Consider the following 25,014-nt stretch of genomic DNA (forward strand, 5'->3'; position numbering starts at 1 on the left):
GATGAAAAAACTTCTAATCGCAAGTTTATTATTCGGTACTACAACGAGTGTATTTGCGGCACCATTTGTAGCAAAAGACATTCGTGTTGACGGTGCTCAAGGAGACTTAGAACAACAAATTCTAGCGAGCCTTCCTGTTCGTAGCGGTCAGCGTGTAACGGATAAAGACGTAGCCAATATTGTACGTTCATTGTTTGTAAGTGGACAGTTTGATGATGTCAAAGCTTTCCAAGATGGTGATGCGTTAGTTGTGAGCGTTATCGCGAAACCAATCATTTCTGAAGTGAATATTAAAGGCAATTCATCTATTCCAACAGAAGCTTTAAAACAAAATCTTGATGCAAATGGGTTCAAAAGTGGTGATGTATTAAATCGTGCGAAATTAGAAGAGTTTGCGAAAACCTTAAGAGAACATTATAAGAGTGTAGGCCGTTATAATGCGAAAGTTGAACCAATTGTGACGACTTTACCAAATAATCGCGCAGAAATTACTCTTCAAATTGATGAAGATGATACGGCAAAACTCCGTTCAGTGACTTTTAATGGAAACGAAGCGATTTCGAGCAGTAAGTTACAAGAACAAATGGAGCTTCAACCAGATTCTTGGTGGAAACTTTGGGGTAATAAGTTTGATGGTTCTCAGTTTGATAAAGATGTTCAAGCTATCCAAGATTACTACCAAAATAATGGTTACGCAAAAGCAAAAGTGACTAAAACAGATGTTCAATTAAATGAAGATCATACAAAAGCAGATGTGACCATTGATGTAAGTGAAGGTGAAAAATACAATTTAAGTTCTGCCCGTATTGTTGGTAACTTAGGTGGTATGGCTAATGAGTTACAACCATTATTGCGCGAGCTTCACTTAAACGAAACATTCAGACGTTCAGATGTGCAATACGTAGAAAGCTTAATTAAAGATAAATTAGGCGAGCGAGGTTATGGTAGCGCAACAGTTAATTCTGTACCAACTTTTGATGATGCGAATAAAATACTGGCTTTAACATTTGTTGTGGATGCTGGTCGTCGTCTATCTGTACGTCAAGTTCGTTTTGAAGGTAATACGGTTTCTGCGGATAGTACATTGCGTCAAGAAATGCGTCAGCAAGAAGGAACTTGGTATAACTCACAATTAGTTGAGTTAGGTAAAGTGCGTTTAGATAGAACAGGCTTCTTTGAAAGCGTAGAAAATCGTATTGAACCAATCCAAGGTTCTAACGATGAAGTAGATGTAGTATATAAGGTCAGAGAACGTAATACGGGTAGTATCAACTTTGGTATCGGTTATGGTACAGAAAGTGGACTTAGCTATCAAGCAAGTGTGAAACAAGATAACTTCTTGGGAACGGGCGCTGCGGTAAGTTTAGCAGGTACACGTAATGACTACGGTACAAGTGTAAACTTAGGTTATACGGAACCATACTTTACTAAAGATGGCGTAAGTTTAGGTGGAAACGTGTTCTATGAAACTTACGACAACTCGAAAAGTGATACTTCATCAACCTATAAGCGTACGACTTATGGCGGTAATGTAACATTAGGATTCCCAGTCAATGAGAATAACTCGTATTATGTGGGATTAGGTTATACTTACAATAAAATTAGCAACTTCGCGTATGAGTACAACCGTGATTTATACATGAAGTCAATGAATTTGACTGGAAACTCAATCAAAACTAATGATTTTGATTTCTCATTTGGTTGGAACTATAACAGCCTAAACCGTGGCTATTTCCCAACTAAAGGGGTAAAAGCAAATCTAGGTGGTCGCGTAACCATTCCAGGATCTGACAATAAATATTATAAATTAAGCGCTGAGCTTCAAGGTTTCTACCCATTAGATCGTGATCACCGTTGGGTGTTATCAGGAAAAGCAACCGCCTCTTATGCAAATGGCTTAGGTGGTAAACGTGTACCGTTCTATCAACTTTATACGGCTGGTGGTATCGGTTCATTACGTGGCTTTGCTTACGGTGCGGTAGGTCCGAATGCGATTTATCAAGACAAATATGGTCAATGGTATCAAAGCACTGATGTTGTTGGTGGTAACGCGATGGCTACAGCAAGCGTGGAACTTATTGTTCCAACACCATTTGTTGGAGATAAAAGTCAAAATAGTGTAAGAACCTCCCTTTTCGTTGATGCAGCGAGCGTTTGGAATACAAAATGGAAATCAGATAAAGAAGGCTTAAAATCATCTCCGATTTATGCAACACTACCTGATTACAGCAAAGCAGGTAGAGTTCGTGCTTCAACTGGTGTTGCTTTCCAATGGCAATCACCAATTGGACCATTGGTATTCTCTTACGCGAAACCAATCAAAAAATATGAGAATGATGATGTAGAACAATTCCAATTTAGTATTGGTGGTTCTTTCTAATAAATTGAACTTTTATATTCTATTTAAGTCAAAATCTTTGTTCTGTGTCAGTGAGTTAGCTGATACAGAAAAATTTACTAAACTAATTTAAGGAAATTCAAATATGAAAAACGTACTAAAAGTTACCGCACTTTCTTTAGGTCTAGCACTTGCATCAGGTTTTGCTGCTGCAGATGAAAATATCGCATTCATCAACGCGGGTTATTTATTCCAAAATCACCCAGATCGCCAAGCTGTAGCTGATAAATTAGATGCTGAATTTAAACCAATGGCAGATAAACTTGCTGCAAGCAAAAAAGAAATTGATGATAAAATCGTGGCATCTCGTAAAAAAGTAGAAGCAAAAATTGCAGCGTTACAAAAAGATGCACCTCGTTTACGTCAAGCTGAAATTCAAAAGCGTCAAGACGAAATTACTAAATTCGGTTCAGATGAAGAAGCTGCATTAAGTAAATTAATGGAAGAGCAAGATAAAAAAGTGGCAGAGTTCCAAGAGTTAAACGAAAAACGTCAAACTGAAGAGCGTGGTAAATTATTGGAAAGCATTCAAGTTGCAACGAATAATTTAGCTAAAGCTAAAGGTTATACTTATGTTTTAGATGCAAACTCTGTCGTATTTGCGGTAGATGGTAAAGATATTACTGAAGAAGTATTAAAATCTATTCCAGCAACTGAAAAAGCGGAACCAGCGAAAACTGAAGAGAAAAAATAATAGGTTCTCATAATGCAAAAATCCTATTCTTTACAGGAATTAGCAACAAAAGTCGGCGGCACCCCTCGCGGTAACGCCGACGTTGTCGTTAATAGTATTGCTGCTCTTTCAAAAGCAGATGCAAATCAGCTTACGTTCATTTCTAATGCAAAATTTCGCCCTTTATTAGCTGAATCTAAAGCAGGTATTCTTGTGGTGTCAGAAGCGGATGTGGAATTTTGCTCACCTGAAAGTAATTTACTTATCGTTAAAGATCCTTATGTTGCTTACGCCGTATTAGCTCAATATATGGATACCACTCCGAAAGCTGCTCAAAATATCCACCCAAGTGCGGTTATTTCTGAAAAATCTTCAATTGGTGAAAATGTATCAATTGGTGCAAATGCCGTTATTGAAGAAGGTGTTGTATTAGGCGATAACGTGATTATTGGCACAGGTTGTTTTGTCGGTAAATTCACCAAAATTGGTGCAGGTACACAGCTTTGGGCAAACGTAAGCATTTATCATGAAGTAGAAATTGGACAAAATTGCTTAATTCAATCAGGTGCAGTCATTGGTAGTGATGGCTTTGGCTATGCGAATGATCGTGGCCGCTGGGTGAAAATTCCACAAGTAGGGCAAGTGATTATTGGTAATAATGTCGAAATCGGTGCTTGTACTTGTATTGACCGTGGTGCCTTAGACGCGACAGTCATTGAAGATAACGTCATCATTGATAACCTTTGTCAAATAGCCCATAACGTTCATATTGGCACGGGCACAGCGGTGGCTGGCGGTGTAATTATGGCGGGTAGCTTAAAAGTCGGTCGTTATTGTTTAATTGGCGGAGCAAGTGTGATTAATGGTCACATGGAAATCTGCGATAAAGTAACGGTGACAGGCATGGGTATGGTGATGCGCCCAATTACTGAACCCGGTGTGTACTCATCGGGTATTCCATTGCAAACCAATAAAGAGTGGCGAAAAACAGCCGCACTTACCTTGGGAATTGATGGTATGAATAAACGATTGAAAGCTCTTGAGAAAAAACTTGGCTAAGATTTTAAAACGTACCCTAGGGTGCGTTTTATTTTTATACAGAAATATCGTATAATTCCAGCGTTTTATTGTTATTTATTTTAAAGGTATTAGACGTGTCAGAGAATCAAGTAAGTAAAGTAATTGAAGCAAAAGAAATTATGACCTTATTGCCACATCGTTATCCATTTTTATTAGTGGATCGTGTGTTAGACTACAAAGAAGGTGAATGGTTAAAAGCAATTAAAAATATCAGCGTAAACGAACCTTGTTTTACCGGTCATTTCCCTGGAGAGCCAATTTTACCAGGTGTGTTAATTCTTGAAGCTTTGGCGCAATCAATGGGGATCCTTGCATTTAAAACCCATGAATTAAAAGGTGGCGAATTATTCTATTTCGCAGGTATTGATGAAGCGCGTTTCAAACGCCCAGTATTACCTGGAGATCAAATGGAATTGAACGTTCAAGTGATTAAAGAACGTCGTGGTATTACAGCATTCACAGGTATTGCAACCGTAAACGGTGAAGTAGCTTGTGAAGCCAAATTAATGTGTGCTCGTCGATAATTAAAGAAAATTAAGGGGTAAGTATGATCCACCCAAGTGCAAAAATTCACCCAACCGCGCTTGTTGCTGATGGCGCAGTTATTGGCGAAGACGTTGTTATCGGTCCTTTTTGTATTATTGAAGGGAGCGTTGAGATTAAAGCGCGTACAGTTTTAAATTCTCACATTGTCGTGAAAGGCGACACCGTGATTGGCGAAGATAACCAGATTTATCAATTCGCTAGCATTGGTGAAGTAAACCAAGATTTAAAATATAAGGGCGAAGCAACTAAAACCATTATTGGTAATGGCAACCTGATTCGTGAACATGTGACAATTCACCGTGGTACTATCCAAGGTGGTGGTGTAACACGTATTGGTAACAACAACTTATTGATGATCAATGTCCACATTGCCCACGATTGCCAAATCAAAAATAACTGTATTTTGGCAAACAATGCAACCCTTGCAGGTCACGTTGAATTAGATGATTTTGTTATTGTAGGTGGTATGTCTGCGATTCACCAATTTGTGATCGTCGGTGCGCACGTAATGCTAGGTGGTGGCTCTATGGTTAGCCAAGACGTGCCGCCTTATGTGATGGCACAAGGTAACCATGCACAGCCTTTTGGTGTTAACCTTGAAGGATTAAAACGTCGTGGTTTTGATAAACCAACCATGCATGCTATCCGTAATGTTTATAAAATGATTTACCGTAGCGGTAAAACCCTTGAAGAAGTATTGCCGGAAATTGAACAAATTGCACAAACTGAATCTGCAATTAGTTTCTTTGTGGAGTTCTTCAAACGTTCTACCCGTGGCATTATTCGTTAATTAACGTTTCTTTTCTCATTAAGAGAAAATGATGAATAACAGAGAGACCGCACTATGATTTGTTCAAAGTGCGGTCGTTTTTTAGGATAAATTTAATGATAAAAGAAAATCCGACTATTGCGATTGTTGCCGGTGAAGTGTCTGGTGATATTCTTGGTGCAGGTCTTATTCAAGCGCTTAAATGCCACTATCCGCAAGCTAAGTTTGTCGGGATTGGCGGAGAGAGAATGATTGCTCAAGGTTTTGAAAGCTTTTTTGATATGGAAGAGCTCTCTGTCATGGGCCTAGTAGAAGTACTTAAACATTTACCTCGATTGCTTAAAATTCGTCGCAGTGTCATCGAACAACTTTCTGCTATTAAACCGGATGTATTTATCGGTATTGATGCGCCGGATTTTAATCTTACCGTTGAACTAAAATTAAAAGAAAAAGGGATTAAAACCATTCATTACGTGAGTCCATCTGTATGGGCTTGGCGTCAAAATCGTATTTATAAAATTGCCAAAGCGACCCATCAAGTATTAGCCTTTCTTCCTTTTGAAAAAGCCTTTTATGATCGTTTTAATGTGCCTTGTCGTTTTATTGGCCATACCATGGCAGATGCGATTCCATTAAAACCAAATAGAACGGAAGCTTGCCAGACCTTAGGTATTGATGAAAAAGGACGGTACCTTGCCATTTTAGTGGGAAGCCGTGGTAGCGAAGTCGGGTTTCTTACTGAACCATTTCTAAAAACTGCTTTGTTATTAAAAGAAAAATATCCAGACTTACAGTTTTTAGTCCCTTTGGTGAATGAAAAACGTCGCCAGCAATTTGAGGAAATAAAGGCTCGGATTGCACCTGATCTCGATATGCATTTAATTGATGGTAAAGCACGCCAAGTGATGATTGCTGCCGAAGCGACTTTACTTGCTTCGGGTACCGCAGCGCTTGAGGCAATGTTGTGTAAATCGCCAATGGTAGTGGGGTATCGAATGAAACCTTTCACGTATTTCTTGGCAAAACGATTGGTCAAAACAAAATATATTTCATTGCCTAATTTGTTAGCGGATGAAATGCTTGTGCCAGAAATGATTCAAGAAGATTGCGAACTGCAAAAATTAGCAGAACAACTTTCTCAGTATTTAGGCGATGACGAAAGTGCGGTCAAATCTCGCAGTGTTTTAATTCAGCGTTTTACAGAGTTGCATAAATTAATTCAATGTGATGCGGATAGCCAAGCCGCACAAGCTGTGATTGATTTATTGGAGCAAAAACATGACTGATTTTGTTTATCCTGAAGGTTATCAATTATTTGCAGGAGTGGATGAAGTTGGCCGAGGCCCTTTAGTGGGGGCAGTTGTAACGGCTGCAGTGATCTTAGATCCGAATAACCCGATTGCTGGTTTAGCAGATTCTAAAAAGCTCAGCGAGAAAAAACGTCTTGCACTCGCAGCAGAAATTAAAGAGAAAGCCTTAGCTTGGGCAATGGGGCGAGCAGAGCCAGCCGAGATTGATGAATTGAATATTCTTCATGCCTCTATGTTAGCCATGGAACGAGCCGTAAAAGCCTTAGAAATTCAACCGCACTTTGTGTTGGTGGATGGCAATCGCATTCCGCCTAACCTTAGTTTACCAGCTCAAGCGGTAGTGAAAGGGGATTCACTTGTGGCGGAAATTAGTGCCGCCTCTATTTTGGCAAAAGTCGCACGCGATCAGGAAATGGAAGAATTAGATAAAAAGTATCCTGAATATGCTTTTGCTCAACATAAAGGGTATCCAACCAAATTACACTTGGAAAAATTAGCGGAACTGGGCCCTTTACCAGAGTATCGTCGAAGTTTTTCACCTGTGAAGAAAGCGCTAGGCATAGAAGACTAGCGAGCTTGAAAGATTTTAAGATTGAAGGATAGCGTATGAATACCATTTTTGAGCATGCACTTTGGGTGAGTCCATTGTTTTGGACATTAATACTGCTTGGTGCGGCCATTATTTTATTTGTACATAATAAAATTCGTATGGATGTGGTGGCATTATTGGTGATGCTCTCCTTTTATCTAAGCGGTATTCTCAGTATCCAGGAGATCTTAGTTGGCTTTAGTGATCCTAATATTATCCTCATTGCTTTACTCTTCATTGTAGGGGAAAGTTTAGTCCGTACAGGAATTGCTTATCGCGTGAGCGATGGCATCTTGAAAGTAGCAGGAAATAGTGAAGCCAAGGTACTTATTTTACTGATGCTTTCAGTGGCTGGATTAGGTGCATTTATGAGTTCTACTGGCGTGGTTGCAGTGTTTATCCCTGTTGTGATGATGATTTGCCGTCAAATGAATATTTCCCCAAAACGCTTAATGATGCCATTAAGTGTGGCAGGTTTAATCAGTGGGATGATGACGTTAATCGCGACAGCTCCTAACCTTGTGGTGAATGCAGAGTTAGTAAAAGATACCAATCTTCGTCTTGAGTTTTTTGATTTCACCCCGATCGGATTACTGATCTTAGTGTTGGGTATGGGCTATATGCTTATCGCTCGTCGATGGCTTTCGGATAATAGTGATGAAAGCAATCAAGATACCATGCAGAGCTCCATGAATGAGCTAATTAATGAATATGGTTTAAAAGATCGTACCAAACGTTTGGTGGTGAAAAGCACGTCTCCTTTCGTAGGTAAAACCTTAGACCAACTTCATTTGCGTTCTAGCTATCAACTAAATGTGTTGGCGATTGAGCGTTGGAAACATTTCCGTCCAAGTTACATCATGCCACTTGGCACCTCAGAGATAAAAGCAAAAGATATTCTCATGGTGGATTTGGAACGCTGTGATTTTAATTTCGATATGTTTTGCCAAGAATTTCATCTAGAGCCAGCCGAAATTAAATCACAATCGTTTGATCAGCAGGCACGTTCCATTGGAATGGCCGAGTTAATTATTGTGCCGAACTCTGCCTGTATTGGTAAAACCACTGCAGAGTTACAATTCCGTACAAAATATGGCTTAAATGTGGTTGGGATTAAACGAGATGGTGTGGTGTTGAGTGATGCTTTTAAAGAAAAATATCGCTCAGGTGATTTGCTTTTAGTGATTGGCGATTGGCGACTTATTCAAGCGATGCGTGATCGTCGAAAAGATTTCCTGGTATTGAATTATCCGAAAGAAATGGAACGCGCTGTACCAGCTCAACGTCAAGCACCACTTGCCTTACTATCCATTTTAACCATGGTGGTATTAATGGTTTCAGGTGTTGTGCCGAATGTTGTGGCTGCCTTGATTGGTTGTTTAATGTTGGCTTATTTCCGTTGTGTGGATGCGAAAAGTGCTTATGACTCCATTCAATGGCCGAGCCTTATTCTGATTATCGGAATGATGCCATTTTCGACCGCACTTCAAAAAACTGGAGGAGTAGAGTTTGCTGTGAAATGGTTTACACAAATCATTGATGGATGGGGAATGTATCCTGTATTGATTGTGCTCTTTATATTTTGTGCATTAGTTGGACTGTTTATTTCGAATACAGCCACTGCAATTTTGATGGCACCCATTGCGATTTCTCTTGCTCAGCAACTTAATGTGTCTCCTGTGCCATTTGCGATGGTGGTCGCGATTGCGGCTTCTGCTGCATTTATGACTCCAGTTTCTTCTCCGGTAAATACCATGGTGGTGGGACCTGGTGGCTACAAATTTGCTGACTTTATTAAAATTGGCGTACCTTTTACCTTAATTGTTATGCTGGTGACTGTTTTTATCGTGCCAATATTGTTTCCATTTTAAATGAAAGACTAGTTAACAATATAAATTCATTTACTCATAGTTTACTCTTTATTAATTCTTGAGTTGTTTACTAGATTATTTTTTGTTATGCTACCTTGCATCATCTATGATGATAAATAGTGATTATCTTTTATTTTTAACCGTTTAGTCGAGGAATTCCTTTATGAGAAAAGTAACACTTTCCGCATTAGCTATAGCTCTTGCTATGGGATTATCTGCTTGTTCATCTAGCCAAGAAGAAAGTTATGACCCATCTTCTAATGATGTTGCAACTTTCCAACCGAATAAATCTTCATCAAAGAATAATTCGTCAAACCAATCTTCATCAGAGAATAATTCGTCAAACCAATCTTCATCAGAAAATAATTCGTCAAACCAATCTGCATCAGAAAATGATTCAGCAAATCAAACAAACGAATCAAATAACCAAAAACAATCAACCCGACCTCACTTGACAATAATTGAAAAGGGACCGTTAAGTAAAGGGCACCCATCATCAGCGAAAGATTACGCTATTCCAACAACTGGTAAATTTAATGGGATTGCTTATGAGTTTCGCAGCCACTATAACACTGACAGAATTGAGAATCCAAAAGTACATCAATTATCAACGGATAATATCTACGTCTTAAACATTAATGGTAAACGCATTGATATTGCGCCAGAGGGTGTGAATCCAGCATATACTTATGTGGATAAGGATGGAGAAATTCATTTAAGTACAGGGGCTTTTGTTAATGGTGTAGTTTTCCAAGACAGTATGCAAAATGGGATTTATCAAAGCAAAAAAGATGGAAAAACCTACGTTTATATCCAAGGTGAACTCACTCCGACAGATAATATTCCGAAAAGTGGCACAGCTCGTTATCTTGGCCTGAGTAGCTACCATGTGAATAATGATACACTACTTGAAGGTGCTCTTGATCCTGTTGAGGGCGCTCCTCCAAGATTTGGTATTGTGGGTGTTGATATGACGGCAAATTTTGAAGATAAAACAGTTGCTGGCCACCTAGTTCATACCAGTGCAGCGAAGAATAATAATGTACTCGCTGAATTAGAAGGAACTATCTCTGGAAACCAATTCAGTGGTACAAAAAATGATACAAAACTGCAAGGCGCATTCTTTGGTGAAAATGCTAATGAAATGGGTGGTGTTTATATCAATCAGAGAGAAGGTTTCAGTGGCGCATTTAGTGCGAGACATCAATGGTAATTGAGTGCCATTAATCATATTTTAACGAGATGTTAAGAAAAAAGAGCGGTCAAAATTGACCGCTCTTTTTATCTCTCTGCGAGATTATTTATTTAATTTCGCTTTGTAAGTTGGGTTCATTAAGTTTTCTACAGAAAGGATATCATCCAATTGTTCTGCGGTTAATAAACCTTTTTCTAATACCACTTCACGTACGCCTTTACCGGTTTGAGCACAGATTTTACCCACCAAGTCGCCATTATGGTGACCGATAAATGGATTTAAGTAAGTCACGATACCGATTGAGTTAAATACGTAGTTTTCACAAATTTCTTTGTTTACAGTAATACCGTCTACACATTTATCGCGTAAGTTCACGCAAGCATTAGTTAAGATGTCGATAGATTCAAACATTGCTTGCCCAATCACTGGTTCCATTACGTTTAATTGTAATTGACCCGCTTCAGATGCGAAAGTAACAGTAGTATCGTTACCAATTACTTTAAAGCAAACTTGGTTTACCACTTCTGGAATAACAGGATTCACTTTTGCAGGCATGATAGAAGAACCTGCTTGTAATTCAGGTAAGTTAATTTCTTTAATACCTGCACGTGGACCAGAAGAGAGTAAACGTAAGTCGTTACATACTTTAGATAGTTTTACTGCGGTACGTTTTAATGCACCGTGAACCATGACATAAGCACCACAGTCAGATGTTGCTTCGATTAAGTTTTCAGCAGGTACGCAAGGTAATCCAGTTACCTCAGCAAGGTATTTTACTACTAATTCTGTATAACCTTTTGGTGTATTTAAACCAGTACCGATTGCTGTTGCACCAAGGTTGACTTCAAGGAGTAACTCAGCGGTACGTTTTAAGTTACGTACTTCTTCTTCAAGTAATACGGCAAAGGCTTTAAACTCTTGACCAACGGTCATCGGTACAGCATCTTGTAATTGAGTACGGCCCATTTTCAAAATTTTAGCAAATTCTTTTGCTTTATTATCGAAACCATCATGTAAGTATTGGATTTTGTCGATAAGTTTCAAAATGCTGTTGTATACCGCAATACGGAAACCGGTAGGATACGCATCGTTGGTAGATTGGCTAGCGTTCACGTGGTCCATTGGGTTAATAACATCATATTCACCTTTTTTATGACCAATTTTTTCAAGCGCGAGGTTAGCAACCACTTCGTTGGTATTCATATTGACAGAAGTACCAGCGCCACCTTGATATACATCAGATGGGAATTGATCTAAGCATTTCCCTGTGGTAAGAATTTCATCACAAGCTGCTACAATTGCTTTTGCAATATCACTTGGAATAGCACCTAATTCACCATTCGCTAGGGCAGTTGCTTTTTTAACCATTACCATGCCGCGAACAAATTCCGGTACATCAGAAATGGTTACATTAGAAATATTGAAGTTTTCAACCGCTCTTAAGGTATGGATACCCCAGTATGCATCAGCTGGCACATCACGTTCACCTAATAAATCCACTTCTTTTCTGTATTGAGTCATTTTAATCACCTTTTTTGGTTGTTAATTAATTTGAGGTAATTATAGGAATTTACATTGAAAATAAATTTGATATGGATCACATTTCAAATAAAAGGTGTAAGAGATATTTTCATTTCTCGCATAAATTTTTTTAGGGGAAAATTTTTTTATTTATCCCCTTGAAAGCAGAAAAGTTATCCCCACATTTAAGACACTTTATTTTAATAAGAAGGAAATTAATCATGAATATTCGTCCTTTACACGATCGTGTAATCATTAAACGTGAAGAAGTAGAAACTCGTTCAGCTGGCGGTATCGTATTAACCGGCTCAGCAGCGACTAAATCAACCCGTGCGAAAGTATTGGCAGTGGGTAAAGGCCGTATTTTGGAAAATGGCACCGTTCAACCTTTAGATGTAAAAGTTGGCGATACAGTCATTTTCAATGATGGTTATGGCGTGAAAAGTGAAAAAATCGATGGTGAAGAAGTGTTAATCATTTCTGAAAACGACATTTTGGCGATTGTGGAATAATTTAAATTAAGGAAAAAAGAAAATGGCAGCAAAAGACGTAAAATTTGGTAACGATGCACGCGTAAAAATGCTTAAAGGCGTGAATGTATTAGCAGATGCAGTAAAAGTGACCCTTGGCCCTAAAGGTCGCAATGTCATTTTAGATAAATCATTTGGTGCACCAACCATCACTAAAGATGGTGTATCTGTCGCACGTGAAATTGAATTAGAAGATAAATTTGAAAACATGGGTGCTCAAATGGTGAAAGAGGTTGCCTCTAAAGCCAATGATGCAGCCGGTGACGGTACTACGACTGCAACAGTTCTTGCTCAAGCTATCGTAAATGAAGGTTTAAAAGCTGTGGCTGCGGGCATGAATCCAATGGATTTAAAACGCGGTATTGATAAAGCGGTAAGTGCGGTTGTTTCTGAGCTTAAAAATTTATCTAAACCTTGCGAAACCTCTAAAGAAATTGAGCAAGTAGGGACAATTTCTGCTAACTCTGACAGCATTGTGGGTCAATTAATTGCTCAAGCAATGGAAAAAGTGGGTAAAGAAGGCGTGATTACCGTAGAAGACGGTACAGGCCTTGATGATGAATTAGCGGTTGTGGAAGGGATGCAATTCGATCGTGGTTACTTATCACCTTATTTCATCAACAAACCAGAAACGGCAACTGTTGAATTAGATAATCCATACATTCTTTTAGTAGATAAAAAAGTATCAAACATTCGTGAATTACTTCCAGTATTAGAAGGTGTGGCAAAAGCGGGTAAACCATTATTAATTATAGCTGAAGATATCGAAGGTGAAGCACTTGCAACCTTAGTAGTGAACACTATGCGCGGTATTGTGAAAGTGGCAGCAGTGAAAGCACCTGGTTTTGGTGATCGTCGTAAAGCAATGTTACAAGATATTGCGATCTTAACAGCAGGTACTGTGATTTCTGAAGAAATCGGTATGGAACTTGAAAAAGCGACATTAGAAGATTTAGGTCAAGCGAAACGTGTTGTTATCAACAAAGACAATACCACGATTATCGATGGTGTGGGTGATGAAGCACAAATCAAAGGTCGCGTAGCTCAAATTCGTCAGCAAATCGAAGAATCAACGTCTGATTATGACAAAGAAAAACTTCAAGAACGCGTAGCTAAACTTGCTGGCGGTGTGGCTGTAATCAAAGTTGGTGCAGCAACTGAAGTTGAAATGAAAGAGAAAAAAGATCGTGTGGATGATGCATTACACGCAACTCGTGCAGCGGTAGAAGAAGGTATCGTTGCGGGTGGTGGTGTTGCATTAGTTCGTGCTGCAACCAAAGTAGCGGCAACCTTAAAAGGTGATAACGAAGAACAAGATGTAGGTATTAAACTTGCATTACGTGCAATGGAAGCGCCACTTCGTCAAATCGTCACTAACGCAGGTGAAGAAGCATCGGTTGTGGCAAGTGCGGTTAAAAATGGCGAAGGAAACTTCGGTTATAACGCGGGTACTGAACAGTACGGCGATATGATCGAAATGGGTATTCTAGATCCAACTAAAGTAACTCGTTCTGCGTTACAATTCGCGGCTTCTGTAGCGGGCTTAATGATCACCACAGAATGTATGGTTACTGATCTTCCAAAAGATGATAAAGCCGATTTAGGTGCTGCCGGAATGGGCGGTATGGGAGGCATGGGCGGAATGATGTAATTCCCCTTTGCAAAAGAAAGTGCGATCGTTTTTCTTTATAGAAATGCGATCGCATTTTTATTTGTGTGGTGCTACACTTTAATGGTTTTCGATGATTTTATAGGTATAACAATGACAATTTCCCAAACTGAACTTAATCAACAACTCAAATCTGCCGGTATTGGTATTAATGCAACTGAATTACATGGTTTTTTGAGTGGCTTAATTTGTGGTGGACTGAAAGACCAAAGCTGGTTACCACTTCTATATCAATTCAGTAACGATAATCACGCCTACCCAACCGCATTAATTCAGCCAATTACCGAAATTTATGAGCAGATTGGTAAAACCTTATCGGATGTAGAAGGGTTTGATTTTGAATTGGGCTTAACAGAAGATGATAGCGTGTTTGCTCGCGCAGACAGTCTATCAGACTGGGCAAACCAATTTTTACTGGGTTTAGGGCTTGTTCAGACAGAATTGGATAAGGAAAAAGGCGAAATTGGCGAAGCGGTAGATGATTTACAAGATATTTGTCAGCTTGGTTATGATGAAGAAGATGACGAAGAAGAGCTTGCCGAAGCCTTAGAAGAAATTATTGAATATGTTCGCACCATTGCGATGTTGTTTTACACCCATTTCAACGATGATGCACAAGAAATAAAACCGATATTACATTAAAAGGAGCGAAACATGGATCTCGCATATATGGCGGCATTACCGCAAGAGGAATTTACAGAACGTCGTCAAAAAGTATTCGCGCAAATGCAGCCAAATTCTGCCTTGTTGCTATTTTCTGAAATTGAAAAACGTCGTAATAACGACTGTGATTTTCCTTTCCGTCAGGACAGTTACTTTTGGTATTTAACGGGATTTAATGAGCCCAATGCAGCATTATTATTGATTAAAACGGAAGAGTCAGAAAAAACGGTTGTATTTCTTCGTCCGCGAGATCCTTTGCTTGAAACCTGGAATGGTCGCCGATTAGGCGTTGAGCGAGCACCGCAAAAACTCAATGTCGATGAAGCCTATTCTATTGATGATTTCAAAACAGAATTTCCAAAATTAACGGAAAAATTGACCGCTCTTTATCATGTGGCCGATCGTCATCCTTGGGGCGATCAATTATTAGCTGAAAGTGCGGTGAAATTTTACGCTGTTTTTGATTGGCAGCCGATGTTAAGTGAAATGCGCTTAATCAAATCTCCAAACGAAATTCGCTTAATGCAGCAAGCGGGACAGATTACTGCGTTCGGACATATTAAAGCGATGCAAGTGACTCGCCCAAATCGTTTTGAATATGAAATAGAAAGCGAAATTCTGCATGAATTTAATCGTCATGGTGCTAGATTTCCGTCTTACAATTCGATTATTGCGGGAGGAGATAATGCTTGTATATTGCACTACACTGAAAATGATCAACCATTAAAAGATGGTGATCTTGTGTTGATTGATGCAGGGTGTGAGTTTGCTATGTATGCAGGGGATATCACGCGTACTTTCCCTGTGAATGGTAAATTTACCCAGCCTCAACGTGAGATTTATGAATTAGTCTTAAAGGCTCAAAAACGCGCGATTGAGCTATTAGTGCCAGGAAATTCGATTAAACTGGCGAATGACGAAGTGATTCGTATTAAAACTCAAGGCTTGGTTGATTTAGGCATCCTGAAAGGGGATGTAGATAAGCTGATTGAAGAGAAAGCTTATCGCCAATTTTATATGCATGGTTTAGGCCATTGGCTTGGTTTAGATGTGCATGATGTTGGTCGCTATGATGATGATCGTAGCCGTACGCTTGAAGTGGGGATGATCATCACTGTTGAGCCAGGTATTTATATTTCAGAAGAGGCGGATGTACCAGCTCAATATAAAGGCATTGGTGTCCGTATTGAAGATAACTTGTTGATGACTGAATACGGCAACAAAAATCTGACAGCTGCGGCACCAAAAGAAATCAATGACATTGAGAATTTAATGAAAAATTGAGAAAAATTCTCAAATTTGTGATCTAGTGCAAGTTTTTCCTACAACCAAAGTGTTACTATGCAGTCAGATAAAAAAAGTCAATTAAATCGGTAAGGAGTTGATTATGTATAAACACGTTTTAGTTGCGGTAGATCTTTCTGATGAAAGTGAATTTCTACTCAAAAAAGCCGTGGGAATTGCAAAACGCAATGATGCGCAGCTTTCCATTATCCACGTAGATGTAAACTTCTCGGATCTCTATACTGGTTTAATTGATGTCAATATGTCATCAATGCAAGATAGAATTTCGAGCGAAACACAAAAAGCGCTAATTAATTTAGCAGAACATGCTGGTTATCCAGTAAAAGAAAAATTGAGCGGTAGCGGTGATTTAGGTCAAGTTTTGACGGACGCTATTGATCAGTATGATGTAGATCTACTAGTGACAGGTCATCACCAAGATTTCTGGAGTAAATTAATGTCTTCAACACGTCAAGTGATGAATACGATTAAAATTGATATGTTGGTTGTGCCACTTCGCGACGAATAGTGATCAAAAATTATTTTAGCCCCATTAAAATAACGTAAATTTTAACCGCACTTCTCAATTAATGCAGTAGAGTGCGGTTTTCTTTTTAAGATCAGTGAAAAAGCCTTTTTCTCTAGGTCAAAATATGCAAGAATAGTGAGCTTATTTTATAAATCGTGATCGAGATAGAGACACAAGGTTTTATCAATGAAAACAACAGCAGAAATTAGACAGTCATTCCTTGATTTTTTCCATAGCAAGGGGCATCAGGTCGTCGCAAGTAGTTCACTTGTGCCTGAAAACGATCCGACATTGCTTTTTACCAATGCCGGGATGAACCAATTTAAAGACGTGTTCCTTGGTATGGATAAACGTCCTTACTCACGTGCGACAACAGCACAACGTTGTGTGCGCGCAGGTGGTAAGCATAATGACTTAGAAAACGTCGGTTATACGGCGCGTCACCATACTTTCTTTGAAATGCTCGGCAACTTCAGTTTTGGTGACTATTTCAAACATGATGCGATTAATTTTGCCTGGGAGTATTTGACTTCTCCACAATGGCTCGGGTTACCAAAAGAAAAATTATGGGTAACCGTGTATGAAACCGATAATGAAGCTTATGATATTTGGCATAAAGAAGTTGGTGTGCCAGCAGAACGTATTATTCGTATCGGTGATAACAAAGGTGCGCCTTATGCATCAGATAACTTCTGGGCAATGGGTGACACAGGTCCTTGTGGTCCATGTACTGAAATTTTCTACGATCACGGTGATCATATTTGGGGGGGGCCTCCGGGTTCTCCAGAAGAAGATGGTGACCGCTATATCGAAATTTGGAACGTGGTATTCATGCAATTTAACCGTCAAGCAGACGGCACAATGGAAAAATTACCACGTCCATCGGTTGATACCGGGATGGGTTTAGAGCGTATTTCTGCTGTATTACAACATGTAAACTCTAACTATGAGATCGATATTTTCCAAAAACTAATTGCGAAAACGGCAGAAGTTGTAGGAACAACGGATTTAACTAATAAATCATTACGTGTAATTGCAGACCACATTCGTTCTTGTGCATATTTGATTGCAGATGGCGTAATTCCATCAAACGAAGGTCGTGGTTATGTATTACGTCGTATTATCCGTCGTGCAGTGCGTCATGGCCACTTGTTAGGGGCAAAAGAAGCCTTCTTCTACAAACTTGTGCCGACTTTAATTGAAGTCATGGCGGAAGCAGGAAAAGAAGTTAAAGAAAAACAAGCTAATGTCGAAAAATTACTTCGTTTAGAAGAAGAACAATTTGCTCGTACATTAGAGCGCGGATTAAGCTTATTAGACGATGCGCTTGCTCAAGTGAAAGATGGTGTGTTGTCAGGTGAAGTTGCCTTTAAACTTTATGATACTTATGGCTTTCCACTTGATTTAACTGCAGACGTATGTCGTGAGCGTGATATTGCAATTGATGAAGCAGGTTTTGAGCGTGAAATGGAAGCACAACGCTTACGCGCACAATCTGCAAGCCAATTCGGCATGGATTACAACAATGTTATTCGTGTAGAAGGTGAAACGAAATTTGAAGGTTATACTGAATCAGAATCTTTAGCCAAAGTGACCGCACTTTTCCATGATGGAAAATCAGTAGACAGTATTACTGCAGGCCAAAGTGCTGTGGTGATTTTAGAAAATACTCCATTCTATGCGGAATCAGGTGGTCAAATTGGTGACAGTGGTTATTTAACCTCTCAAGGTATTCAGTTTAATGTAAAAGATACTCAAAAATATGGTCAAGTATTTGGTCATATTGGTGAGTTAGAACAGGGTACCTTAAAAGTTGGGCAAACAGTCAACGCGGTTGTGGATGCAGCAAGACGTCATCAAACGTCGCTTAACCATTCTGCAACACACTTATTACATGCCGCATTGCGTCAAGTTTTAGGTCACCATGTAGTGCAAAAAGGATCATTAGTATCCGATACCGCATTACGTTTTGACTTTGCTCATCCGGAAGCGATTACCAAAGCACAGCTTAACGAAATTGAAACGTTGGTAAACCAGAAAGTACGTGAGAATTTTGTGGTTCAAACGGACGTGATGGATATCGAAGCGGCAAAAGCAAAAGGTGCAATGGCGTTATTCGGTGAAAAATATTCTGATGTGGTACGTGTTTTAACAATGGGAGATTTCTCCGTTGAACTTTGTGGTGGCATTCATGCTAAACGTACCGGTGATATCGGTTTATTTAAAATTGTGGCGGAAACTGCAGTTGCAGCAGGTGTTCGTCGTATTGAAGCGGTAACGGGTGAAAATGCAATTAATTGGTTACATAATCAACAACGCATTCTTACTCAAAGTGCAGATTTATTTAAATCTGACGTTAATACCCTTGTTGAGAAAATTCAGCAACTTCAAGATAAAGCGAAGAAAGCAGAAAAAGAATTACAAGGATTAAAAGAAAAAGCCGCAATGCAAGCGGGGTCCGATTTAGTGAAAAGTGCGGTTAAAATTAATGATGTTTCTGTAATCGTACATCAACTAGACGGAATTGAAACTAAATCGTTACGTGTGATGGTTGATGATTTAAAAAATCAACTTGGTTCAGGCGTAATTGTATTTGCATCTATTTTAGATGATAAAGTCAACCTCGTCGTTGGCGTAACAAGCGATTTAACTACTAAAGTGAAGGCTGGTGAGCTAGTGAATTTAATGGCTCAGCAAGTTGGTGGGAAAGGCGGTGGTCGCCCGGATATGGCAATGGCAGGAGGCTCCCAACCAGAAAATGTGAATCTAGCATTAACTGTCGCACAAAACTGGTTAAGCAATAATCTGTAGTACAAGCAGGTCGGTGGGATGCCGATCTTTACTTGATTGATAGGGATATCTAATAAATGCAAACTAAGGAGATAAAAGATGTTAATCTTAACTCGAAAAGTTGGCGAAAGTGTTCTCATTGGAGACGATATTTCTATCACGGTTTTGAGTGTACGTGGAAACCAGGTCAAACTCGGTGTACAAGCGCCTAAAGAAGTATCCGTTCACCGAGAGGAAATTTACCAACGAATTCTGCAGTCAAAAGATGAACATATAGATGAGGCATCTTAGACCAACGAGTTTAATGAATGTTTTACATTCTGTTTATAATTTAATTAACGTTTTTCAAAAAATTAAACCCATTGGTTTGCAAGATTTTAAAAATAACGGAAATTTGAGTTATAAAGGTAGAGAAGGAACTTTTCCAACTTAAATCTATCAAAATTTAATAAATAATGACCGCACTTTTGTGTTACAGAAGTGTGGTCATTGAATATTTAAACAAAAAGGAAAATCAATGAAAGTCATTATTCCCGTAGCAGGTTTAGGTACTCGAATGTTACCCGCAACGAAAGCGATTCCAAAAGAAATGTTAACGCTTGTGGATAAACCACTTATTCAATATGTTGTGAATGAGTGTGTTGCTGCAGGCATTAAAGAAATCGTCTTAGTCACACATTCTTCTAAAAATGCGATTGAAAACCACTTTGATACGTCTTTTGAATTGGAAACAATGCTTGAGAAACGTGTTAAACGTCAACTTTTGGAAGAGGTTCGTTCTATTTGTCCTAAAGATGTAACTATCATGCATGTTCGTCAGGGGAATGCGAAAGGCTTGGGCCATGCGGTGTTATGTGGTCGTCCTGTCGTTGGAAACGAGCCGTTTGCAGTGGTGTTACCTGATGTGCTTTTAGCGGATTTTACGGCAAATCAAAAGAAAGAAAATCTTTCAGCAATGATTAAACGTTTTAAAGAAACACAAGCAAGCCAAATCATGGTAGCGCCTGTTGCTGCCGATGAAGTGAGTAGCTATGGTATCGCGGATTGTGGTGGAGTAGAATTAAAAGGTGGTGATAGCGTTAAAATTAACAGCATTGTTGAAAAACCATCTGTTGAAGAGGCACCATCAAATCTTGCTGTTGTTGGACGTTATGTCTTCTCTGCGGCGATTTGGGATTTATTAGAAAAAACACCAGTTGGTGTAGGTGATGAAATCCAATTAACGGATGCAATCGATATGCTTATTGAGAAAGAGACCGTTGAAGCATTCCATATGACAGGCAGAAGCTTTGACTGTGGTGACAAGATTGGCTATATGGAAGCCTTTGTAGAATATAGTCTTCGCCATGATAAATTAGGCAAAGAGTTTAAAGCTTTCCTAAAAGATCTTGCAAAAACCTTATAATTGACTGAAACCACCGAAAGGTGGTTTTTATTTATATATTTGGATTAGACAATATAAAAGATAAAAAAGAAGGCATCTGATGATGCCTTCTTCTTTCTCTATAAACGAAATCTTAGTTATTTTTCGCTAATAAAGTGCGGTAGATAATACCACCTAAAATACCACCGATAATTGGCGCAACCCAGAATAACCATAATTGGTCGATTGCCCAAGAACCTTGGAATACCGCAACTGCAGTACTACGAGCCGGGTTTACAGAGGTATTTGATACAGGAATGCTGATTAAGTGGATTAAAGTTAAACCTAAACCAATTGCGATTGGCGCAAAACCTGCAGCTGCATTTTTATGAGTTGAACCCATGATGATTAATAAGAAGAATGCAGTCAATAATACTTCTGCTACGAATACCGCTTCTAAAGAATAACCTTCAGGAGAGTGTTCGCCGTAGCCATTAGATGCAAAACCTGCAGTCACATCAAAGCCCGCTTTACCTGATGCGATAAGATAAAGTGCAGCACCCGCTACTAAACCACCAACTACTTGAGAAACGATGTATGGAAGAGCATCTTTCGCAGAGAAACGACCGCCTGCCACTAAACCAAGTGTTACAGCTGGGTTAAAGTGACCACCAGAAATGTGACCTACAGCATAAGCCATGGTTAATACGGTTAAACCAAACGCAAATGCAACGCCTACATAACCGATACCTAGGTTGACAGAAGCGGCAAAGATTGCACTACCACAACCACCAAACACTAACCAAAATGTGCCGAAGAATTCAGCAAAAAGTTTTTTTGACATAATAGACCTCAATATTAAACATGTCGTTATCTTCAAATAACAATAATGTATTGCGAATGCAACAGGCATTTAGTCAAAGGTAATGGTTTTTAGTTCTGCAAATTATTGTAAATGTTTGTAAGTGAATGTAAGGGAAATAGCATGCTATACTTTTAGCCGTCTAGATTGTCATTTTGCTTATTTTTCATTAAAATACGGATAAATTATCAGGTTATTTAAGGTGCATTATGGCAAACTGGGATGGCAAATATATTAGCCCTTATGCAGAGCATGGCAAAAAGAGCGAACAGGTCAAAAAAATTACAGTGTCTATTCCAATTAAAGTATTGGAAATTTTGACGAATGAGCGTACGCGTCGTCAGCTGAAAAGTTTGCGCCATGCAACAAATAGTGAATTGCTTTGTGAGGCATTCTTGCATGCTTTTACGGGGCAGCCATTACCGACTGATGCAGATTTAATGAAAGAACGCCATGATGAGATTCCTGAAAATGCCAAAGAGATCATGCGTGATTTAGGTATCGATCCTGAAAGCTGGGAATATTAATTTATCCTTTTAATCCTTCCAAAATACTGCATTCAGGGCAATCATTGCCCTGACAAGCGTTATGCCATCGTTCTAATTCCTCTACCATTTTTTGCAAGTGACGAATTTGCTCATTCAATGTTTTAATATGCTGCGTCGTGAGCGCTTTAACTTCTCGGCTACTACGATTAGGATTATCCTGTAATTGCAAAAGTTGGTGAATTTGTTGGAGTGAAAACCCAACATCTCGAGAATGACGAATAAAACGTAGTCGTTCTAAATCTTTTTCTTCATAATGACGGTAACCCGAAAGGCTTCGTTGGGCAGGCTTTAATAAGCCGGACTTTTCATAATCTCGAATTTGTTTACTTGATAAACCCACTAATTTTGCTACTTCACTAATGTTCATAAAAAATCCTTGACCTTAACCTTATGTTAAGGTTTATAGTAAGCTTAATTTCAATCTATATCAATAATTAAGGAGTAAATATGAAATCAATTACATTACATGTAACAGGAATGACTTGTGGTGGTTGTGTGAAAAGCGTCACAAGAGTGTTGGAAGAACTTAATGGCGTAGAAAAAGCCGTAGTAACACTTGATGATGGTAAAGCAGTGGTTACCTTTGATGAAAGTGCGGTCAGTATTCCACAATTAATTGAAACAATTGAAGACGCAGGTTTTGATGCAACAGAATAAAAAAATAGCCATTCAAATCGAGGGAATGACTTGCCAATCCTGTGCGAATCGAATTGAAAAGGTGCTGAATCGAAAAGATTTTGTCTCTGAAGCGGGTGTGAATTTTGCGGCAGAGGAAGCGCATGTCGTATTTGATTCATCTCAGGCTTCAGAACAAGATATTTTGACAATTATTCAAAAAGCTGGATTTAATGGCATTCTAAAGCAAAATGTGCTGCCTAGTGCATCTAATGAAACGAAGATTAGTCTGCGTTTATGGTTGCTTTTGTTGATTAATATTCCTTTTTTAATCGGAATGATCGGGATGATGCTTAATCATCATTCTTGGATGATGCCGCCAATGTGGCAATTTGTTCTTGCTAGCATTGTACAACTTTGGTTAGCCATCCCTTTTTATAAAGGTGCGATTGGTAGTATTCGAGGTGGTTTGGCTAATATGGATGTACTGGTGAGTACAGGTACATTGGCGATTTATCTCTATTCGGTCTTTATGCTGTTTTATCATCAGCCAATGGGGCATGATGGTGCATCTCATGTTTATTTTGAAGCATCGGTGATGGTCATTGGTTTCGTCAGCCTTGGGAAATTTCTTGAGGAAAGAACGAAGAAACAAAGCTTAAACAGTTTAGGGCTATTATTACAACTCACCCCAAAACAAGTTAGTGTTCAACGTGAAAATCGTTGGGAAACGATTCCTCTAGATCAAGTAAAAATAGGTGATATTTTACGAGCTAATCAAGGTGAACGTATTGCAGCTGATGGTATAGTTGAACAGGGGAGTGGTTGGTGCGATGAGAGTCATTTAACCGGTGAATCTCAACCATTAGAAAAAATGTCTCAAAGTCCTGTGCTTGCGGGGGCAATGGTGACACAAGGTAGCCTTATTTATCGAGCCAATCAACTCGGTCAGCAAACCCTATTGGGCGATATGATGAAAGCGCTCTCTGAGGCGCAAGGTACAAAGGCACCGATTGCTCGTTTTGCTGATAAAGTCGCTGCAGTATTTGTACCTGCCGTGTTATTAATTTCTGCGATAACATTTGGATTAACCTGGTGGATAAAAGGAGATTGGGTAACCGCTTTAATTCATTCGGTTGCTGTGTTAGTTATTGCTTGTCCTTGTGCGTTAGGGCTTGCTACACCTGCTGCCATAATGGTTGGTATGGGAAAAGCAGTTAATGCAGGGATTTGGTTTAAAGATGCTGCATCTATGGAAGAGGCAGCCCATGTGGATACGGTGGTATTAGATAAAACTGGTACGCTAACTCATGGAGACCTCAAAATCACCGCTGTTTGGCAACCACAAAGTGCGGTCTATTCTGAGGAAGATTTATATCGTATTGCGGCTTCCGTTGAGCAAAATGCCAATCACCCTTTAGCTAAAGCGATAGTCCTGGCAGCACAGGAAAAATCACTTGAAATTCCGACCGCATTTTCAGTTCATTCAGAAGTAGGTATGGGCATCTCAGCTCACATTGACGGAATAGGTTTGGTTAAAGTAGGTAAGCCGACTTATTGTGAATTAACCTTACCAGATAATATGCCTCAAATTTGGCAAATTGCGAGTATTGTTGCGGTATCTGTAGATAACAGTCCAATTGGCGCCTTTGCATTAGCAGACAGTTTAAAAGAGGATAGTTTGCAAGCGATTCAACGCTTACATCAACATAATATTGATGTGGTGATGATGAGTGGCGATCAGCAATCTGTCGTTGATTATGTTGCTCAGCAAGTAGGTGTGAAAACCGCGAAAGGTAATTGTAGTCCACGTGACAAAGCCGCTTATATTGAGGCATTACGCCAGCAAGGCAAAGTGGTGGCAATGGTTGGTGATGGTGTGAATGATGCACCAGCGTTAGCGATGGCTAATGTAAGCTTTGCGATGAAATCGGGTTCTGATGTTGCAGAGCAAACCGCATCGGCGACACTGATGCAGCATTCGGTTGATCAGTTAGTCGATGGCTTAATGATTTCTCGAGCAACATTAAAGAATATTAAACAAAACTTATTCTTTGCCCTCATTTACAATGTGCTAGGTATTCCACTTGCGGCATTAGGCTACTTAAGTCCTGTTTTGGCAGGAGCAGCCATGGCAATGAGTTCGCTTTCTGTGCTATCCAATGCATTGCGATTAAAACGAGTGAAAATTAAATAAGAAAAAGGCGAT

At 39.3% G+C, this 25,014-nt stretch carries 23 protein-coding genes; 20 read left to right on the top strand and 3 right to left on the bottom strand.

Annotated elements, in window-relative coordinates:
- The first annotated feature begins 1 nt into the window (after position 1).
- From bamA to PARA_RS05165, 9 genes are all read left to right on the top strand, one after another.
- The gene (gene bamA / locus PARA_RS05125) at positions 2-2,380 is read left to right on the top strand and encodes an outer membrane protein assembly factor BamA (protein WP_014064841.1); all 2,379 of its coding nucleotides are present in this window, start codon (positions 2-4) and stop codon (positions 2,378-2,380) included.
- Between the two features lie 103 nt (positions 2,381-2,483).
- Positions 2,484-3,092: an OmpH family outer membrane protein gene (locus PARA_RS05130; protein ID WP_014064842.1), complete on the top strand. Its 609-nt coding sequence runs from the start codon at positions 2,484-2,486 to the stop codon at positions 3,090-3,092.
- A 12-nt stretch (positions 3,093-3,104) separates the two neighbouring features.
- The gene (gene lpxD, locus PARA_RS05135) at positions 3,105-4,130 is read left to right on the top strand and encodes a UDP-3-O-(3-hydroxymyristoyl)glucosamine N-acyltransferase (RefSeq protein ID WP_014064843.1); all 1,026 of its coding nucleotides are present in this window, start codon (positions 3,105-3,107) and stop codon (positions 4,128-4,130) included.
- A 95-nt stretch (positions 4,131-4,225) separates the two neighbouring features.
- Entirely contained in the window at positions 4,226-4,675 is a 450-nt protein-coding gene (gene fabZ / locus PARA_RS05140; protein WP_014064844.1) for a 3-hydroxyacyl-ACP dehydratase FabZ, read from the top strand.
- A 23-nt stretch (positions 4,676-4,698) separates the two neighbouring features.
- Positions 4,699-5,487, top strand: coding sequence for an acyl-ACP--UDP-N-acetylglucosamine O-acyltransferase (gene lpxA / locus PARA_RS05145; protein WP_005696773.1), 789 nt, complete (start codon positions 4,699-4,701; stop codon positions 5,485-5,487).
- Positions 5,488-5,582: 95 nt separating this feature from the next.
- Complete coding sequence (lpxB, locus tag PARA_RS05150; RefSeq protein WP_014064845.1) at positions 5,583-6,752, top strand: lipid-A-disaccharide synthase; 1,170 nt, start codon at positions 5,583-5,585, stop codon at positions 6,750-6,752.
- Positions 6,745-7,347 carry a ribonuclease HII gene (rnhB, locus tag PARA_RS05155; protein WP_014064846.1) on the top strand — a complete coding sequence of 201 codons (603 nt, stop codon included), beginning with the start codon at positions 6,745-6,747 and terminating at the stop codon, positions 7,345-7,347. Before lpxB ends, rnhB begins: the two co-directional genes overlap by 8 nt.
- Positions 7,348-7,382: 35 nt before the next feature.
- Positions 7,383-9,236 (top strand): SLC13 family permease, encoded by a 1,854-nt coding sequence (locus PARA_RS05160; RefSeq protein ID WP_014064847.1) that lies wholly within the window; start codon positions 7,383-7,385, stop codon positions 9,234-9,236.
- 163 nt (positions 9,237-9,399) lie between these two features.
- Positions 9,400-10,449, top strand: a complete 1,050-nt coding sequence (locus tag PARA_RS05165; protein WP_041918226.1) for a transferrin-binding protein-like solute binding protein — start codon at positions 9,400-9,402, stop codon at positions 10,447-10,449.
- Between the two features lie 84 nt (positions 10,450-10,533).
- On the opposite strand, the gene aspA is transcribed toward PARA_RS05165, so the two are convergent.
- Entirely contained in the window at positions 10,534-11,952 is a 1,419-nt protein-coding gene (gene aspA / locus PARA_RS05170; protein ID WP_014064849.1) for an aspartate ammonia-lyase, read from the bottom strand.
- Positions 11,953-12,173: 221 nt separating this feature from the next.
- Here aspA and PARA_RS05175 point away from each other — a divergent pair, with 221 nt between their 5' ends.
- The 8 genes from PARA_RS05175 (at position 12,174) to galU (ending at position 20,822) form a co-directional block, all read left to right on the top strand.
- A complete protein-coding gene (locus PARA_RS05175) occupies positions 12,174-12,464 on the top strand; it encodes a co-chaperone GroES (protein ID WP_005629492.1) in 291 nt (96 codons plus the stop codon).
- 22 nt (positions 12,465-12,486) lie between these two features.
- The gene (gene groL / locus PARA_RS05180; protein ID WP_005696764.1) at positions 12,487-14,133 is read left to right on the top strand and encodes a chaperonin GroEL; all 1,647 of its coding nucleotides are present in this window, start codon (positions 12,487-12,489) and stop codon (positions 14,131-14,133) included.
- Positions 14,134-14,244: 111 nt separating this feature from the next.
- Entirely contained in the window at positions 14,245-14,793 is a 549-nt protein-coding gene (locus tag PARA_RS05185) for a YecA family protein (RefSeq protein ID WP_014064850.1), read from the top strand.
- Between the two features lie 12 nt (positions 14,794-14,805).
- Positions 14,806-16,098 (top strand): Xaa-Pro aminopeptidase, encoded by a 1,293-nt coding sequence (pepP, locus tag PARA_RS05190; protein ID WP_014064851.1) that lies wholly within the window; start codon positions 14,806-14,808, stop codon positions 16,096-16,098.
- A 103-nt stretch (positions 16,099-16,201) separates the two neighbouring features.
- The gene (gene uspA, locus PARA_RS05195; RefSeq protein WP_014064852.1) at positions 16,202-16,627 is read left to right on the top strand and encodes a universal stress protein UspA; all 426 of its coding nucleotides are present in this window, start codon (positions 16,202-16,204) and stop codon (positions 16,625-16,627) included.
- A 186-nt stretch (positions 16,628-16,813) separates the two neighbouring features.
- Positions 16,814-19,438 (top strand): alanine--tRNA ligase, encoded by a 2,625-nt coding sequence (gene alaS / locus PARA_RS05200; protein ID WP_014064853.1) that lies wholly within the window; start codon positions 16,814-16,816, stop codon positions 19,436-19,438.
- Positions 19,439-19,516: 78 nt separating this feature from the next.
- Entirely contained in the window at positions 19,517-19,708 is a 192-nt protein-coding gene (gene csrA / locus PARA_RS05205) for a carbon storage regulator CsrA (protein ID WP_014064854.1), read from the top strand.
- A gap of 226 nt (positions 19,709-19,934) precedes the next feature.
- Positions 19,935-20,822 carry a UTP--glucose-1-phosphate uridylyltransferase GalU gene (gene galU, locus PARA_RS05210; RefSeq protein WP_014064855.1) on the top strand — a complete coding sequence of 296 codons (888 nt, stop codon included), beginning with the start codon at positions 19,935-19,937 and terminating at the stop codon, positions 20,820-20,822.
- A gap of 112 nt (positions 20,823-20,934) precedes the next feature.
- On the opposite strand, the gene aqpZ is transcribed toward galU, so the two are convergent.
- A complete protein-coding gene (gene aqpZ, locus PARA_RS05215) occupies positions 20,935-21,624 on the bottom strand; it encodes an aquaporin Z (protein WP_014064856.1) in 690 nt (229 codons plus the stop codon).
- A gap of 227 nt (positions 21,625-21,851) precedes the next feature.
- On the opposite strand from aqpZ, the gene metJ reads away from it, so the two are divergent.
- The gene (gene metJ, locus PARA_RS05220; RefSeq protein ID WP_005696757.1) at positions 21,852-22,169 is read left to right on the top strand and encodes a met regulon transcriptional regulator MetJ; all 318 of its coding nucleotides are present in this window, start codon (positions 21,852-21,854) and stop codon (positions 22,167-22,169) included.
- 1 nt (position 22,170) lies between these two features.
- Here metJ and cueR read toward each other — a convergent pair whose 3' ends face one another.
- A complete protein-coding gene (gene cueR / locus PARA_RS05225) occupies positions 22,171-22,557 on the bottom strand; it encodes a Cu(I)-responsive transcriptional regulator (RefSeq protein ID WP_014064857.1) in 387 nt (128 codons plus the stop codon).
- A gap of 80 nt (positions 22,558-22,637) precedes the next feature.
- Between cueR and PARA_RS05230 the strand changes: the two genes are divergently transcribed.
- On the top strand, positions 22,638-22,847 hold the full coding sequence (locus tag PARA_RS05230; RefSeq protein ID WP_005696754.1) for a heavy-metal-associated domain-containing protein: 210 nt from the start codon (positions 22,638-22,640) through the stop codon (positions 22,845-22,847).
- Entirely contained in the window at positions 22,834-25,002 is a 2,169-nt protein-coding gene (locus PARA_RS05235) for a heavy metal translocating P-type ATPase (RefSeq protein ID WP_014064858.1), read from the top strand. Before PARA_RS05230 ends, PARA_RS05235 begins: the two co-directional genes overlap by 14 nt.
- Positions 25,003-25,014 lie beyond the last annotated feature (12 nt).

The organism is Haemophilus parainfluenzae T3T1 (assembly GCF_000210895.1).
In the GTDB taxonomy this organism is placed as follows: Bacteria; Pseudomonadota; Gammaproteobacteria; order Enterobacterales; family Pasteurellaceae; genus Haemophilus_D; species Haemophilus_D parainfluenzae_A.